This window comes from Pseudomonas sp. GW821-FHT03A09 (assembly GCF_059421065.1).
This window is the reverse complement of record NZ_JBWKUX010000001.1, coordinates 357,293-372,879: the sequence shown is the minus strand read 5'-3', so window position 1 is coordinate 372,879 and position 15,587 is coordinate 357,293. Positions and strand designations below refer to the sequence as shown.

General features: G+C 60.0%; 15 protein-coding genes. 4 read left to right on the top strand and 11 right to left on the bottom strand.

Going from position 1 to position 15,587, the window contains the following annotated elements; all coding sequences use genetic code 11:
* Positions 1–10 precede the first annotated feature (10 nt).
* Positions 11–1,024, bottom strand: a complete 1,014-nt coding sequence (gene hemB, locus AC07V4_RS01745; protein ID WP_431749945.1) for a porphobilinogen synthase — start codon at positions 1,022–1,024, stop codon at positions 11–13.
* 208 nt (positions 1,025–1,232) lie between these two features.
* On the opposite strand from hemB, the gene AC07V4_RS01740 reads away from it, so the two are divergent.
* Positions 1,233–1,880, top strand: a complete 648-nt coding sequence (locus AC07V4_RS01740) for a DedA family protein (protein WP_431749946.1) — start codon at positions 1,233–1,235, stop codon at positions 1,878–1,880.
* On the opposite strand, the gene AC07V4_RS01735 is transcribed toward AC07V4_RS01740, so the two are convergent.
* Positions 1,861–3,096 carry a sterol desaturase family protein gene (locus tag AC07V4_RS01735; protein ID WP_492635061.1) on the bottom strand — a complete coding sequence of 412 codons (1,236 nt, stop codon included), beginning with the start codon at positions 3,094–3,096 and terminating at the stop codon, positions 1,861–1,863. The two genes, AC07V4_RS01740 and AC07V4_RS01735, sit on opposite strands and share 20 nt — an antisense overlap.
* 116 nt (positions 3,097–3,212) lie before the next feature.
* On the opposite strand from AC07V4_RS01735, the gene elbB reads away from it, so the two are divergent.
* Complete coding sequence (gene elbB, locus AC07V4_RS01730; protein WP_431749948.1) at positions 3,213–3,878, top strand: isoprenoid biosynthesis glyoxalase ElbB; 666 nt, start codon at positions 3,213–3,215, stop codon at positions 3,876–3,878.
* A 128-nt stretch (positions 3,879–4,006) separates the two neighbouring features.
* On the opposite strand, the gene AC07V4_RS01725 is transcribed toward elbB, so the two are convergent.
* The 4 genes from AC07V4_RS01725 to AC07V4_RS01710 all read right to left on the bottom strand — a co-directional run bounded on the left by AC07V4_RS01725 (position 4,007) and on the right by AC07V4_RS01710 (position 9,399).
* Positions 4,007–5,902 (bottom strand): FTR1 family protein, encoded by a 1,896-nt coding sequence (locus AC07V4_RS01725; RefSeq protein WP_492635062.1) that lies wholly within the window; start codon positions 5,900–5,902, stop codon positions 4,007–4,009.
* A 329-nt stretch (positions 5,903–6,231) separates the two neighbouring features.
* On the bottom strand, positions 6,232–6,864 hold the full coding sequence (locus AC07V4_RS01720) for a LysE family transporter (protein ID WP_492635063.1): 633 nt from the start codon (positions 6,862–6,864) through the stop codon (positions 6,232–6,234).
* A gap of 70 nt (positions 6,865–6,934) precedes the next feature.
* Positions 6,935–7,489 (bottom strand): mechanosensitive ion channel domain-containing protein, encoded by a 555-nt coding sequence (locus AC07V4_RS01715; RefSeq protein WP_431749951.1) that lies wholly within the window; start codon positions 7,487–7,489, stop codon positions 6,935–6,937.
* Positions 7,489–9,399: an ATP-binding cassette domain-containing protein gene (locus AC07V4_RS01710; protein WP_492635064.1), complete on the bottom strand. Its 1,911-nt coding sequence runs from the start codon at positions 9,397–9,399 to the stop codon at positions 7,489–7,491. Before AC07V4_RS01710 ends, AC07V4_RS01715 begins: the two co-directional genes overlap by 1 nt.
* Positions 9,400–9,449: 50 nt before the next feature.
* On the opposite strand from AC07V4_RS01710, the gene AC07V4_RS01705 reads away from it, so the two are divergent.
* On the top strand, positions 9,450–9,917 hold the full coding sequence (locus tag AC07V4_RS01705; protein WP_492635065.1) for a TIGR02444 family protein: 468 nt from the start codon (positions 9,450–9,452) through the stop codon (positions 9,915–9,917).
* Here the strand turns inward: AC07V4_RS01705 and AC07V4_RS01700 are convergent.
* Positions 9,914–10,867, bottom strand: coding sequence for an AlgP family protein (locus AC07V4_RS01700; RefSeq protein WP_495029356.1), 954 nt, complete (start codon positions 10,865–10,867; stop codon positions 9,914–9,916). The genes AC07V4_RS01705 and AC07V4_RS01700 overlap by 4 nt on opposite strands.
* A gap of 192 nt (positions 10,868–11,059) precedes the next feature.
* Here AC07V4_RS01700 and AC07V4_RS01695 point away from each other — a divergent pair, with 192 nt between their 5' ends.
* Positions 11,060–11,737: an FKBP-type peptidyl-prolyl cis-trans isomerase gene (locus AC07V4_RS01695; protein ID WP_492635068.1), complete on the top strand. Its 678-nt coding sequence runs from the start codon at positions 11,060–11,062 to the stop codon at positions 11,735–11,737.
* Positions 11,738–11,790: 53 nt separating this feature from the next.
* Here the strand turns inward: AC07V4_RS01695 and rsd are convergent, their stop codons facing one another.
* The 4 genes from rsd to AC07V4_RS01675 all read right to left on the bottom strand — a co-directional run bounded on the left by rsd (position 11,791) and on the right by AC07V4_RS01675 (position 15,576).
* Positions 11,791–12,249 carry a sigma D regulator gene (gene rsd, locus AC07V4_RS01690; RefSeq protein WP_492635069.1) on the bottom strand — a complete coding sequence of 153 codons (459 nt, stop codon included), beginning with the start codon at positions 12,247–12,249 and terminating at the stop codon, positions 11,791–11,793.
* A gap of 210 nt (positions 12,250–12,459) precedes the next feature.
* Positions 12,460–12,981 carry a disulfide bond formation protein B gene (locus AC07V4_RS01685; protein ID WP_492635070.1) on the bottom strand — a complete coding sequence of 174 codons (522 nt, stop codon included), beginning with the start codon at positions 12,979–12,981 and terminating at the stop codon, positions 12,460–12,462.
* Positions 12,982–13,216: 235 nt separating this feature from the next.
* Positions 13,217–14,458, bottom strand: a complete 1,242-nt coding sequence (locus AC07V4_RS01680) for a heme biosynthesis protein HemY (protein ID WP_492635071.1) — start codon at positions 14,456–14,458, stop codon at positions 13,217–13,219.
* Positions 14,459–14,463: 5 nt separating this feature from the next.
* Entirely contained in the window at positions 14,464–15,576 is a 1,113-nt protein-coding gene (locus tag AC07V4_RS01675; RefSeq protein WP_492635072.1) for a uroporphyrinogen-III C-methyltransferase, read from the bottom strand.
* Positions 15,577–15,587: the final 11 nt, after the last annotated feature.

Genomic DNA, 15,587 nt, shown 5'->3' with positions numbered 1-15,587 from the left:
CCTGTGAGGGCTATTGTTGCTCTCTAAGCAATTGGGCAGCGCGGGCGGCGAAGTAAGTCAGAATGCCATCAGCGCCAGCACGTTTAAAGGCTGTCAGGGATTCGAGGATCACCCCTTCACTCAACCAACCATTCTGGATCGCGGCCATGTGCATGGCGTATTCACCGCTGACCTGATAGACAAAGGTCGGCACCTTGAATTCTTCTTTGACCCGATAAAGGATGTCGAGGTACGGCATCCCGGGCTTGACCATCACCATATCGGCGCCTTCAGCCAGGTCGGCTGCCACTTCGTGCAATGCCTCATGGCTGTTGGCTGGGTCCATCTGGTACGACGCCTTGTTGGCCTTGCCCAAGTTAAGGGCCGAACCCACCGCATCGCGAAACGGGCCGTAATAGGCGCTGGCATATTTGGCCGAGTAGGCCATGATCCGCACGTTGACGTGGCCGGCCAGCTCCAGGGCTTCGCGGATCGCCTGGATGCGGCCGTCCATCATGTCCGACGGCGCGACCACCTGGGCGCCTGCTGCGGCATGGGACAGCGCCTGTTTGACCAGTGCGTCGACGGTGATGTCGTTCTGAACATAGCCTTCTTCGTCAAGAATGCCATCCTGCCCGTGGGTGGTGAACGGGTCCAGGGCCACGTCGGTGATCACGCCCAGCTCCGGGAAACGCTCGCGCAGGGCTCGGGTGGCGCGTTGAGCGATCCCGTCCGGGTTCCAAGCTTCGGCAGCGTCCAGGCTCTTGAGTTCAGACGGGGTCACGGGGAACAGCGCCAACGCTGGAATCCCCAGCTCGACCCAACCGGCCGCTTCTTCAAGCAGCAAATCAATGGTCAAACGCTCTACCCCCGGCATCGACGCTACCGCTTCCCGACGATTTTCACCGTCCAACACAAACACCGGCAGAATCAAATCATTCGTCGTCAGTACATTTTCACGTACCAGACGGCGGGAGAAATCATCACGGCGATTGCGACGCAGACGGGTAGCGGGAAACAGGCGATTGGCAGGGGTAAAGCTCACGACAGACTCCTGAGCCCGCGTTTACGGGCGAGCGTTGCAGTTATAAGCGGCCATTATGACGAAGGAATGACAGTTGTGCTTATCGATGCGACCTGTAGTCGCATTCGTCGTTTATCGAGGAATTGTTCACTTCGTGACACATCTCGATACTTTCATGAATGTTCACGAAGGCGTAGGCTGCGCGTTCATTTCGCCAGCACCCCAGACCATGCTTCAACAATTTCTGCATGACTTCGGCTACTTTGCGCTCTTCCTGGGCACGTTCTTCGAAGGTGAGACCATCTTGGTTCTCGCAGGCTTCTTGGCGTTCCGTGGGTACATGGATATCAACCTGGTGGTGGTAGTTGCCTTTTTCGGCAGCTACGCCGGTGACCAGCTGTGGTATTTCCTGGGGCGCAAACACGGCCGCAAACTGTTGGCGCGCAAACCGCGCTGGCAATTGATGGGCGACAAGGCCCTGGAACATATTCGCAAGCACCCGGACATCTGGGTGTTGAGCTTCCGCTTCGTCTACGGACTGCGCACGGTAATGCCCGTGGCGATCGGCCTGTCCGGCTACCCGCCATTGCGTTATCTGATCCTCAACGGCATTGGTGCTGCGGTCTGGGCTGCAGCTTTGGGCGCGGCGGCATACCACTTCGGAGCGGTGCTGGAAGGTATGCTCGGCAGCGTCAAGAAGTATGAGCTCTGGGTACTGGGTGCCCTGCTTGTGCTGGGCTTTGCCCTGTGGCTACGACGCCGTATCAAGAACGCACGTGCCACTCGCCTGGCCTGCGCCGAAGCCAAAGCCCGGCTGGCCGAAACGCAACTGGCCGAGCCCGCCAAGGCTGACGCGCCTAAGACGCCAACCGAGTAAGCCGGTTTCTGCAACAGTAGAGGCCGATCACACTCAGCAGACTGTAACTTCCCAGGCCCAGCCAGCCCAGACTGCTGGCGGGCCACAACCCGACCAGTGGCGCCAGCCACACCAACGGCACATTCAGCCCCAGGCGCACCCACTCGGCCTTGAGCGCCCACGAGCGATTCTCCAAGGCCACGCCCAAGGTAAACAGCCCCAGCGCCATGACAGTCCACCCCAGGATCAGCGCTGCCGTGGGCAACCCCTCGCCGAAATTCATCAGATAACTGCCAAACCCGACATACGCCGCAAATTGCAGGGCGACGTAGACCTGCTGGCGTGCGTCCAGCGGCACTTCGAATTTGCGGAACTGGCTCAGGTCATGCTTGGCCATCGGGTACTTCGCCTTCACGTCTGCGGGACGCCAGCCGGTGCGCATGAACCAGATGCGCAGCTTGTCCCACCAACGCTCAGTACGCCGGGCATCGTTCCAGAGCTGTGCATAAAACTGCAGGTTGGCCCACAGCGGGTTCCAACTGGCCAGGGGTGTGGTGACGCCAAAGATCACCGGTTCGTTATCGTCTTCTTCTTGAAAGGAACCGAACAGTCGGTCCCAAATAATGAACACCCCGCCGTAGTTGCGATCCATGTAGAGCGCGTTCTGCGCATGGTGGGCGCGATGGTTGGAGGGTGTGACAAAAAACCACTCGAACCAGCCGAGCTTGGGCACATGCCGGGTGTGTACCCAGAACTGGTACAGCAGGTTGAGCGACGCCACGCTGATAAACACCACCAGCGGCACGCCGAGTACGGCCAGGGGCAGATAGAAGATCCAGCTCAGCAGAAAGCCGGTGCTGGTCTGTCGCAGTGCGGTAGTGAGGTTGTAGTCCTCGCTTTGATGGTGCACAGAGTGCGCGGCCCACAGGATATTGCGCTCATGCCCCATGCGATGGAGCCAGTAGTAACAGAAGTCGTAGAACACGAAGGCGAACACCCAGGTCCACACGCTCTGGGCCGACAGCTCGATCAGCGCCAGGTGCTTGAGGGCGAAAGCGTAAGTCAGCAACCCCACGCCTTTGGTCAGAAGCCCCGTGGTGGTGGACAGCACACCGGTGCTGAGGCTGTTGATGGCATCTGCCACCCGATAGTTGCGCGCACCGCGCCAACGGTCGGCGAGCAGCTCGATCACAATCAAGGCGATGAAAAACGGTACCGCGTAAGGCACGAAGTCCATGGGCTAGTCCGATGTATTTTTGTGACATCAAGATTAGGTGTAGCGGCAGGAGATCCCATTGGCAACAGGTGACAAATTAGTAGACATTTAACGCCACGAAATAGGGAGAAATACTCATGAGCAAAAAGATTGCAGTGATCCTTTCCGGCTGTGGCGTATACGACGGCGCAGAGATCCATGAAAGCGTGATCACCCTGCTGCGCCTGGACCAACGTGGTGCTCAGGTCCAATGTTTTGCCCCGGATATCGCGCAACTGCATGTGATCAACCACCTGACCGGCGAAGAGATGCCCGAGTCACGCAATGTGCTGGTGGAGTCGGCGCGCATTGCCCGAGGTGAGGTGAAAGACATTCGCGAAGCGAGCGTCGACGACTTTGATGCGCTGATCGTGCCTGGCGGGTTTGGTGCGGCCAAGAATCTGTCGAACTTTGCCGTGGAAGGCGCCGGTTGCAGCGTCAATCCGCAGTTGCTGGAACTGGCGGAAGCCTTTGCCGAGGCTGGAAAGCCGGTGGGGTTGATCTGCATCTCCCCTGCCCTGGCCGCGAAAATCTACGGCCCTGGCGTGACCTGCACCATCGGCAACTGTCCCGACACGGCAGCAGCCCTGGACAAGATGGGCGCCACCCACCAGGAATGCTCGGTGGAAGATATCGTTGAGGACAAGGCGCGCAAGCTGGTGAGCACGCCGGCCTATATGCTTGGCAAACGTATCAGTGAGGTCGCTTCCGGCATCAACAAATTGGTGGATCGGGTGCTGGAACTGACTCACGAAAACGACTGACCCACCGTATTCAAACATGTGGGAGCGGGCTTGCCCGCGAAGGCGGTGGATCAGCCGATGAATCTAGTGACTGACACTGCGCATTCGCGAGCAAGCCCGCTCCCACATTGGGTCCGTGCCCGCCTGGCTTAAGCCGTAACTCGCCGCTTCTCGGCGAGGCGGCTACGGCCATAGAGCACCACAATCGCCAGGATCGCCACGGCCTGAGCACTCAACGAATACGCATCGGCATGAATGCCCAACCAGTCGAAGTCAAAAAACGCCACCGGCCGGGTGCCGAAGATGCCCGCTTCCTGCAACGCCTTTACACCATGCCCGGCGAACACCACCGACAGCGCACACAACAGTGCCGCGTTGATCCCGAAGAACAACGCAAGCGGCAACTTCGCAGAACCACGCAGGATCACCCAGGCCAGGCCCACCAACAGCACCAGTGCCGTGGCGCCACCGGCCAACACCGCGTTGTGCCCGGCGGGACCTGCTTGCAGCCACAGGGTTTCGTAGAACAGGATCACCTCGAACAGTTCGCGATACACCGAGAAGAACGCCAGCACGGCAAAACCAAATCGCCCGCCACCGCCTACCAGGCTGCTCTTGATGTAGTCCTGCCAGGCTGCCGCGTGACGGCGGTCGTGCATCCACACGCCCAGCCACAACACCATCACGCTGGCGAACAACGCGGTGCAACCTTCAAGCAATTCGCGCTGGGCGCCGCTGACGTCAATCACATACGCCGCCAACGCCCAGGTACCCAGGCCGGCCAATAGCGCCAAGCCCCAACCCACGTTGACGCTGCGCACTGCCGATTGCTGGCCGGTGTTACGCAGGAAGGCGAGGATCGCCGCCAACACCAGGATGGCTTCCAGGCCTTCGCGCAGCAGAATCAGCAGGCCCGAGATGTAACTCAATGACCAACTCAGGCCGTCGCCGCCCAGCAGGCCGGCAGACTCAGTGAGCTTGCCCTTGGCCACGTCCAGGCGCTGTTGCACCTGCTCGATCGGCAAACCGTCCTGCAACGACTGCCGATAGGCCATCAGGGCTTTCTCGGTGTCCTTGCGTACGTTGGCATCGACGTTGTCCAGGGAGCTTTCCACCAGCTCGAAGCCCTCCAGGTAAGCCGCTACCGACAGGTCGTACGCTTGCTCGTGGTCCCCGTTGCGGAACGCGGCGAGGCTTTTGTCCAGGGTGGCAGCGGTGTAATCGAGCAACTGTGCCGGGCCTCGCTTGACCTGCGGCGGTTGCGCGCGTTGTGCGCGGAAAGTTGCGGCAACAGCGGGGCCTTGTGCAGCCAGCACCTCATTGGGAGTCTGGCGAGCCAGATCAGCAAGGTTGAACACTTGCTCGCTTTTGGCGGCAGCTGGGTCGGCCGTGAAACTGGCGATGTAGGTGGCTAGGTCCCAACGCTGACGGTCATCCAGTTGGTCGGCGAAGGACGGCATGTCAGTGCCTTCGACACCCAGGCCGAGGGTGTTGTAGATCGCGTAGAGACTCAGGCGGTCCAGGCGTGCGGCATCGCGCAGGTTGGCGGGCGGCGGGGTCATGCCTACGCTGGCCGGACCGTCACCGGCGCCGACAGTGCCATGGCACACCGAACAATGCTGGGCGTAAAGCGGCTCGCCCCGCGTTGGATCGGGCGTGATGGCCGGCGCCTGGCTTACCTCATAGGCTACCGCCAGCTTGGCGCCCAATTGACGGGCTTGATGGGCGACAGTCACACCGTCTTCATGGGCGGTGACTGACGCCAGCAATTCATCGACACCTTTGACCAAGTCGGCGCGCTCAGGCCGTTCCGGCAACTGCGCCACCAAGCCTTGCAGTACCCCCAGAAACTCGACCTGTTCGCGGTATTCCGACTCATCAACCACCTTGCCCGCTTCCACTGTCGGGGGGTAATCGGCGCCGATGTAGTCCAGCAAATGCAGGGCTTGGGGCGCGCCCTCGGCAGTCGCGGCCAGCAGATTGAAGCTGCACGACATCAGCGCCGGCACTATCAGCCAGGCGAGAAAACGGATGGGGGCAATCATGAATGAATCTCAAAGGGAAATACGAAGTAACACATTGTTAAGCCTTAGAGGGTTTGACTCAAGGCGTTAGTGACTTGGCGTTTGCGAAGACGGGGGTTTTGCAGCATCAAAAACCATTGCATTGCCCATGACGGGCGCGTCAGCCTGAACCGGCTGCGGGTAGTGAAGCGCAGAAGATCTTGCGCTGATACTCGAACTTTCACACAACACAAAACCAATGTGGGAGGGGGCTTGCCCCCGATAGCAATCTGTCAGCCAACTTATCTGTAGCTGACCCACTGCCATCGGGGGCAAGCCCCCTCCCACATTTTTAATCCCGTTTCTTCAGTTCAAGCGGTTGCGCGATGCAGGCTGGCGAGGAAACCCGCCGCCCCCACGAACAACCCTGCAAACGTACGGTTCATGCGCTTCTGCTGCTTCGGCGTACGCAACAGGCGCAGGACTTTCGACGCCAGCCCCGTGTAGCCCGCCATCACGATCATGTCGACGCAGATCATCGTCGCGCCCAGGATCAGGTACTGGATCAGCAACGGCGCCTGCGGGTTCACGAACTGTGGCAACACCGCCAGCATGAACACCAACGCCTTGGGGTTGCTGGCGTTGACCAGGAAACCACGGAACATCATCGCCAGCGGCTTGCCGATCGGACGCACCGCCGCGTCATCGGTCATGTCCATCGGCAAGGCGCGCCATTGTTTGATCGCCAGGTACACCAAGTACGCCACGCCAAACCATTTGATCGCATAGAAGGCGGTAGAAGACGTCGCCAGAATGGCACCCAGGCCGCCCGCGACCACGGCAATCTGCATCGCCAGGCCAATTTGCAGGCCCAGGGCGTTCCAGTAGCCGCGCACAAAACCGTATTGCAGGCCGCTGGACATCGAGGCAATGGCGCCTGCACCAGGGGAAAGGGAGATGATCCAACTGGCCAGGAAAAAGGCCAGCCATGTATCGAGAGCCATTACACACCTCGTTTCAAATTCGTCGTAAGCGCTAAGCTAACTCCGAGCACCGAGGCCTGGCTATAAAATTCTATGCGGGGCCGTTCCAGCGTCGTACCGAGCGTTGGAAGAACAAACTGTTGGGCACCTGCACCATCGCACTGTTGGTTCCTGCTTCTTCCAATTCGATCAGTGTGGTGTAGAGCAGGTTGATCGCTACGACACGCCCCTTCACGCCCGGCTTGTCGAGGGTGTCCACCAGCTCGACGATGTCACCCAGGCGAAACGGCCCGACAGTGAAGATCAAAATCGCGCACAGCAGGTTGGACAGCACCGACCACATGGCAAAGAACGCCACGGCAGCCACCGCGACAAACCCCGACAGCGCCGTCCACAGCACCGTGGCGGAAACGCCCAGGCGGCCCAGCACGAAGATCAGCGCACTGCCCATGATCAACCAGCGCAAACCGCCGCGCAGAGGCATCAGCAACTGCGGTGGAAACGGATAGCGCTCGCCCAGGCGCGTCAGGCCTTTGGCAACAAAGCGCTGGGTGAGGTAGCCGGCCAACAGGATCAGCAGGATTTGCACGCCAATCCACACAGGCTCGACCCATTGCGCCGGTAACGGCAATTGCAGCGCTTCCATCAGGACAACGCCTCCAACTCCGCTTGCAAGGTTTCCAGTAGTTCGAGCGCTTCCATCCAAGCCTCTTCCAACTGTCCTTCGCGCACTTTGAGCTTGGCTTGCTCGGCCAACAAGTCACGTAGTTCGTCCTTGCGGGCGGCTTCGTATACGGCGCTATCGCCCAGGCTGGTTTCGATCTTGGCCAGACGCTCGTGTACCTTGCCCAGCTCGGCTTCCAGCTTGTCGGCTTCACGCTTGTGCGGCGCCAACTGCTGGCGTAGCGCAGCGGCGGCCTGGCGCTGGGCCTTCTTGTCGGTCTTGTCCGGGTTCACCGGGGTGTTGCTGACAGGCGCGTTGCGCAGGCGGTAGTCCGTGAGCCAGCGTGCGTAGTCGTCAAGGTCGCCATCGAACTCTTCGACTTTGCCGTCCGCCACCAACAGGAAGTTGTCGGTAGTGCTCTTGAGCAAGTGGCGATCGTGAGACACCACCAGTACCGCACCGCTGAATTCCTGCAGGGCCATGGTCAGCGCCAGGCGCATTTCCAGATCGAGGTGGTTGGTCGGTTCGTCGAGCAGTAGCAGGTTTGGGCGGTCCCAGGCGATCAACGCCAGGGCCAGGCGAGCTTTTTCGCCACCCGAGAAATTCAATACCGGCTCGTCGATACGCGCACCACGGAAGTCAAAACCACCGAGGAAGTCGCGCAGCGTTTGCTCGCGCTCGGTCGGTGCCAGGCGTTGCAGGTGCAGCAACGGGCTGGCCTTGGCGTCCAGGGAGTCCAGTTGATGTTGGGCGAAGTAGCCCACCACGGTGTTCTCGCCACGGGTCAAACGCCCCGCCAAAGGCGATAGTTCCCCGGACAGGTTCTTGATCAGCGTCGACTTGCCCGCGCCGTTAGGGCCGAGCAAACCAATGCGCGCACCCGGCGTGAGCTGCAGCTTGACCTTCTCAAGGATGGTTTTGTCGCCATAACCCAGGCGCGCATCCGAGAGGTCCAGCAGCGGGCTGGAAATCTTCGCCGACTCGCGGAACACGAAGTCGAACGGTGAATCGACGTGGGCCGCCGACAGCTCCTCCATGCGCTCCAGGGCCTTGATCCGGCTTTGAGCCTGACGGGCCTTGGTGGCTTGGGCCTTGAACCGAGCGATATAGCTTTCCATGTGCGCGCGCTGCGCCTGCTGCTTCTCGTAGGCTTGTTGCTGCTGGGCCAGGCGCTCGGCGCGTGCACGCTCGAACGCGGTGTAGCCGCCACGGTAGAGGGTGATTTTCTTCTGTTCGACGTGGGCGATGTTATCGACCACGGCGTCGAGGAAATCCCGATCGTGGGAAATCAGCAACAAGGTGCCCTGATAGCTCTTGAGGAAATCTTCCAGCCACAGGATCGCGTCCAGGTCCAAGTGGTTGGTCGGTTCATCGAGCAGCAACAGGTCGGACGGGCACATCAGCGCCTGGGCCAGGTTCAGGCGCATGCGCCAGCCACCGGAGAAGTCGGCGACGGGGCGGTCCATCTGTTCGTTGGTAAAGCCAAGGCCGGCGAGCATTTTGCGGGCACGGGCGTCGGCGGTGTAGCCGTCGGCACTGTCGAGTTCCGCGTGCAGACGGGCCTGGGCGGCACCGTCCTGGGCTTTCTCGGCCTCGGCCAGGTCGTGTTGCACCTGGCGCAGACGCAGGTCGCCATCGAGCACGTAGTCAATCGCGATGCGGTCCAGGGTGTCGATCTCCTGGCGCATATGGGCGATGCGCCAGTCGGCCGGCAGCAAGCAGTCCCCGGAATCCGGGGTCAGCTCACCCAGCAACAGGGCAAACAACGTGGATTTGCCGGCGCCGTTGGCACCGATCAGGCCGGCTTTGTGACCGGCGTGCAGGGTCAGCTCGGCGTCTTCAAGAAGACGCTGCGGGCCACGCTGTAATGTTAGGCTTTGAAGTCGGATCATAATGGCGGCGGAGTCTACCAGCTTCGTTGGCCGCTGGCTTGGGTGTGAATATGTGCACTGACCTGTGGAGCTTTGCCCTCTCGACTTACGCCCGCCCGGGTGTCGAAGCCGCGTGTCTGCGCTTGCAGGAGCAGGGAGCGGATGTGTGCCTGTTGCTCTGCGGGGCGTGGCTGGAACAGCGCGGCATAGCAGTGAGTGCCGAGCGAATTCGAGTACTGAAACAGATCGCCGGGCCTTGGCAGGCACAGGTGGTTGAACCGTTGCGGCAGGTGCGCATGCAATGGCGCGTGTTGGCGCAGCAAGATAAGCCGTTGGCGGCATTACGTGAGCGGGTCAAAGCCTTGGAGCTGGAGGCTGAACGCGAGCTGTTGGTACGCCTGGAAACGTTGTCACAGCAATGGTCGACAGAGGCGCAAGTGAGTCACCAGCCATGGCTGGAAGGATTGGCGGCTGAGGATGCCGCCAACCTTGACCACGACGCGCTGCAGCAACTGCGCGTCGTGGTCACCAACACTTAGGAAGCGCTGGTTGGAGTGGTGCTTGGCGCTACCGGTGCAGGGGTGCTGCTAGCCGGTGCGGTTGAAGCGGTGGATGCCGCCGGGGTGGCAGCGGTGACTGCAGGCTTGGCCGGGGCCGGTTTTGCGGCAGTTGGCTTGGCAACGGCTGGTTTGGCAGCTGGCTTAGCGGCTGGTTTTACAGCAGTGGGTTTGGCAACTGGCTTGGCGGCTGGTTTCGCAGCAGCGGTTCTAGCAACTGGCTTGGCGGCTGGTTTTGCAGCAGCAGTTTTAGCAGCTGGCTTGGCGGCTGGTTTTGCAGCAGCAGTTTTAGCAGCTGGCTTGGCGGCTGGTTTTGCAGCAGCGGTTTTAGCAGCTGGCTTGGCGGCTGGTTTTGCAGCAGCGGTTTTAGCAACTGGCTTGGCGGCTGGTTTTGCAGCAGCGGTTCTAGCAACTGGCTTGGCGGCTGGTTTTGCAGCAGCAGTTTTAGCAGCTGGCTTGGCGGCTGGTTTTGCAGCAGCAGTTTTAGCAGCTGGTTTGGCTACCGCTTTAGCAGCAACCGCTTTTGCAGGGGTACGAGCGCCCAGCACTTTAGCGACGGCTTCCTTCACACGACCAACACCCTGAGCCAATTTCAGGCTTTCCTGGGCATCTTTTTTGAGTTGGGAAATGTAGGCGCGGGTTTCAGCTTGGCGATCCTTGAGAGCGTCCAGCAAGTTCTCAAGTTCTTTGACAGCGTCTTTGGCTTTGGCTTGAGCCTTGGCCTTGCCGGCAGTGGCGGCGTCTTGCAGTTTGGTACGGGATTTGTGCAGCTTTTCTTGCGCTTTACCGCGTTGTTTTTCCAGTTTGGCGAGCAGTTTTTCTGCATCGGCCAAGGCTTGGGAACACGCGCTTTCCAGATGTTCGAGCAAGCTGCCCGACAGTTGTTGGAGTAAGTGCAACGGGGTATTTACAGGCTTCTGTTTGGCCGACATGGTTTACCTCCTGGCTGACGTGGGTGCGGCTCATACTAGCCCTCTGCTCTTACCGCCGCTAGGGCATGTTGACAGTATCGTTTGCGTTGCGTTGCACCGTGAAAAAATTCTTATCGATATAACGAAAAACCACGGCACTTTTTACCCACTCACACTGGCATAATCCGTCGCACTTTCGCCGGGAGAATGCCCATGTCGCGTTACCTTTTTCTAGTGCTTGGCTTGGGGATTTGCGTGGCCAATGCGAGCGAGCAGTTGCCTTCCAAAATCGCCGAACCCGACCCGCACGACCTCGCGTACAGCCTGGGTGCAAGCCTCGGCGAACGACTGCGCCAGGAAGTCCCCGACCTGCAGATCCAGGCCCTTATCGATGGTCTCAAGCAGGCCTATCAAGGCAAGCCGCTGGCGCTGGATAACGCGCGCATCGAACAGATCCTCGCTCAACACGAGACACAGAGCGCAGCCGACGCCCAAGTTCCGCAAAGCGAAAAAGCACTCGCCGCCGAGCAACAATTTCTGGCCCAGGAAAAAACAGCCAAGGGTGTGCGCGAGTTGGCAGACGGCATCCTGCTCACCGAGCTGGTGCCGGGCACGGGTAACAAGCCGTCAGCCAGTGATGAAGTGCAGGTGAAATATGTAGGCCGCCTGCCCGATGGGACGGTCTTCGACCAGAGCACGCAACCGCAGTGGTTTCGCCTGGACAGCGTGATCAGCGGCTGGAGTTCTGCGCTGCAGCAGATGCCGGTAGGCGCGAAATGGCGCCTGGTGATTCCCTCTGCACAAGCCTACGGTGCCGACGGCGCGGGCGAGTTGATTGCGACGTATACACCGTTGGTATTCGAGATCGAATTGCTCGGCACTCGCCACTGACCCAATAAAAAACGGCACGCCATGCGCACCGTTTTTTGTACTGCTATCGGGGATCAAGCCTGGGTAGCAGGCTCTTCCTTGTGAGCGTTGTGCAGCACTTCGATCAAGCAGTCTTCCAGTTCGAAACGCTCGTGAAGCAACGCGCCCAATTCTTTGAATTTATCCGCCACGCAGTTACCGGCATCACACAGATCGGTGAACTCGAGCAACTTTCCGGTGATGACATCAATGCGCGGGTAAATGGTCTCAGCCAAATCCAGACCACGCTGATCATCAAAGGCTTCTGCCTCCTTGGTCAGTTGTTCATAGACGCCAAAATGGCCGGCCGACACGTAGTCCACCAACACACCACAGAAATCCTGCAACGGTTCGCGGTTCTCAGCCAATGCTTCGGGCTTGGCGCCGAGAGCATCAAAGGCCCGAACCAGTTCGTGACGTGCCTTCAACCAGCTGTCGATCAGCTTGTGCACCCCACCCCAGCGTTCCTGAGCATTCTGACAACTTTCCAGCATGATGATCTCTCTTCCCTAATAGGGGCGCTGCCGCCTTGTGCCCGCGCAACACTTCAAGGATAAAGCAGCAGCCGGACAAGGCCGCGTCTGACAAACAGTTTTGATAACGCGTGCGGGCCAGATTATGCCCGCATGACTATGGCTTCAAGGTACGCAGGAGAGAAAGTTCATACAAGTGTTTAATCCCTTCCCACAGCCTGAGCCTCATTTTCATGGCCGCGCAATGCGCAAACGTTGACCCAGCATCAGCCGTGAAAACTGCATGCACCCCAACATCAGCATCGCCAAAAAGAACAACAGGCTCCATTCAGGAAGGCTCAAGTCGAACAGTGTCCATTTGACTTCAACGCAGTCGACGGTGCCGTTGAACATCGATCGTAGCGCCTGCCAAAAGGAAAGGTTTTCAATCATGTACTGAAGGCTCGGCCAGCAATTCTGAACCTGGTCTGATGATGTGTTCTGCAACAAGACCTGGCGTACTGCGGTAATGGCACCGAAGCACGCACACCCCATGCTCGCCAGCCCGTACCGGTAAAGGCCGGAGCGCCCAGGGTTATGAAGGGCAGCGATCAGGTTGATCAACACATAAGTGGCGAGAAACAACCGCTGTACCTGACATAGGAAGCAAGGCTGTAACAACGCGCCGTATTCCAGGTAGAAAGACGCGCCCAACGTCAGCGCACCAGCCATGAACGCCAGGAAAAACATAGAGCGTAAGGGGGCCAAAGACATTGTTCATCCGTACTGCGAGAGACAGGCCGCTACGGTAGAGGAAAGGCCCGACCCCTTTCAATACACGCTAGAGCAGACGATTCCGCGAAACCGTAGGGACTTCCCGCAAGAACCTGGAAGAAATACCGCAATTACACGTAGGAATCGCAAAACGAGCCATTTGCAGCGTGGGTTTGCTCAGCGTTTCAGGGTTGGCTTTCAGATAGCCCGCACCAACCCCTCACCTTTTCCTACTTCAAACCCGCATAGGCACTGGCAATGGAGAGGCCAACAGGCGGTTATCGAGTAACCCCAGGCCCTCCTGGAACAGTTGGTTGCTGCGCTCGGTATCACCCAATTGGGCCAGTAGCCGGGCCAGTTCGGCACAGGCCTCTGGATTACGTTGCACCTGCAGGCTGCTTTCCAGATAGTCCCGCGCTTTACCCCACAAACTGTTTTGCAGGCATAGGCGCCCCAGCGTCAGAAGCAGGCTGGCATCGCCGGAATGATCCTTTAGCGAGCTTTCGGCAAACTTCAGTTGGCGAGCCGGATCACTGCCGCGCAGTAACCCATACAGCCGGATAAGGTGGCTGTCGTAACCGCGCTTGATCGCACCGCGCAGCACCTCTTCGGCCTTGGCATCGGCGCCCAGTCGACGCAGTTGGTCGGCGTAGGCCAATACCAGTTGCGGTTCCTGGCGCTGGGCCGAAGTCAGTTGCTCCCACGCTCGCTCAAGTGACTGCAAACCGGCTTCGCCCTGTGCCTCACGCTGGGCTGCCACGCTCAGGTTTTCACCCCAGGCACGGCGCTCCAATTCAGCCAATTCGCTGGCGGGCAGCACTTTGTCCTTACGCAACTCGGGCAACAAGCGAATCACCGACGACCAGTCACCTCGCTGCTGATGCAGGCGCTGCAACTGGCGCAATACCTGGGCGTTATGGGGGTGACGCTCGTGCATGGCTTGCAAGGTAACCAGTGCGCCTTCCGTATCGCCACGATCCATCTGCAATTGCGCATGGCTCAAGGCAACAGCCAGTTCCGCCTGGGGCTGGCGCTCCAAGGCGCGCTCCAACAAACCGTCGGATTCCTCGTAACGTCCCTGCTCATTGGCCGCACGCGCCGCGCCGAGGTAGTACAGCAATGGCTGGCGCTCCGCCTCGGCGGCGCGACGCAGATGGCGTTCGGCGCTGGCCCAGCGGCCCTCGGCAAGGTCCATCTGGCCTTGTTCGATCGCGATCTGCACACGGCGGCTGCGATTGCGCCGCGACCACGGGTTGACCACACCACCGGAGGTAGTGAGCAAGCTCAACAAAACGCGGACCAGGTAGATCGCCAGGCCAATGGCAAACACCGCCACCAACGTGGCCCACAGGCTCGATTCGTAATGCAGCAGATGGGGATAGGTGATCAGCACATAGCCGGTGTGTTTCGAAATGCCCACGGCCAATGCCAGGGCAATCGCAATCGCCAGCACCAGGATCACATAGAAACGCTTCATCGGCTCTACTCCTGGGTCGCCGGCGTGCCCGCCGACGCCTTGGCTTCATCGGCAGACAGATGGCGACGCTCAAGGTACGCCTGCACCGCTGCGAGGCTTGCAGCCAAGTCCGGAGTCACCACCGACACAGTCTTGGGCTCCAGCTCGGCGATACGCGCCAGCATCGCCTTGCTTTGTGGGTTGTCCTGGTTGAAATTGTCCTGCAGCACGCTACGTGCTTCCCCGAGGGAGCGACTGTACACCGCCACCTCACCGTTGAGCGCCGCCCATTGCGCTTGCTCAAGGGCCAGGCTCAGCGCCAGGCGCACCTGGTTCAAGCCCTGGCCAGCCAGTAGTGGGCGAATGTTGTCGTCGGGGTTGAAGTCGATACGGAAGTAGCGGGAAATCTGTTCCCACCATTGGCTCAAGCGGTTTTCCGTATCGGTGGTCGGACGCCCTTGGGAGGCCGGCTCAGTGAGCTGGTATTCCGGTGCGATAGCCGCCAGTTGTACGACCTGGTCACGCAGCGCAGCCAATTGCAGATAGAGCCCGGTGCGATCTGGTTGCTCGGTACTGCGCAGCGCGGCAAGGCTCTTGGCCAATTGCTCGCGGGCGGCGAAGGCACCGGGATCGCTCTGTTCACGAAGAATTTCATCGGCGCCCTGGACCAGCGATTGCGCGCTGTTGATGTCCTGCAAGGCGGACAAACGCAAGCTGGCCAAGCGGATCAAGTGCTCGGCTTCGGCCAGGCGCCAATCCTTGCGGCTGGCGCCCAGCACGGTTTCCAGACGCTGGCTCAAGCGTTGCTGATCGCCCTGCAATTGGGCTACCAGGCGGCGTCGCTCCTCCAGCTCGTCCGCTCCCGGCAACTGTGCCAGGCGTGCCGACAGCTGTTGCTGGCTCTGCTTGAGGGATTGAGACTGATCGTCAAGGGTCTGCACCTGGCCCAGCTGTTGCTGGTTGCTGGCTTGCAAGGCGCGGACCTGCAAGATCCCCCAGCCGCCGGCAGCAACACCCGCAGCACCCAGCAGCAGAGCGATGATTGCCAGGCCATTGCCACGGCGTGGTGCGGTGACCGGTGCAACCGGCGCATCGAGCGCGGGCTGAGCTTCATCTTTAGGCAAGGCTGTTTCGCTCACGTATCCGTCCT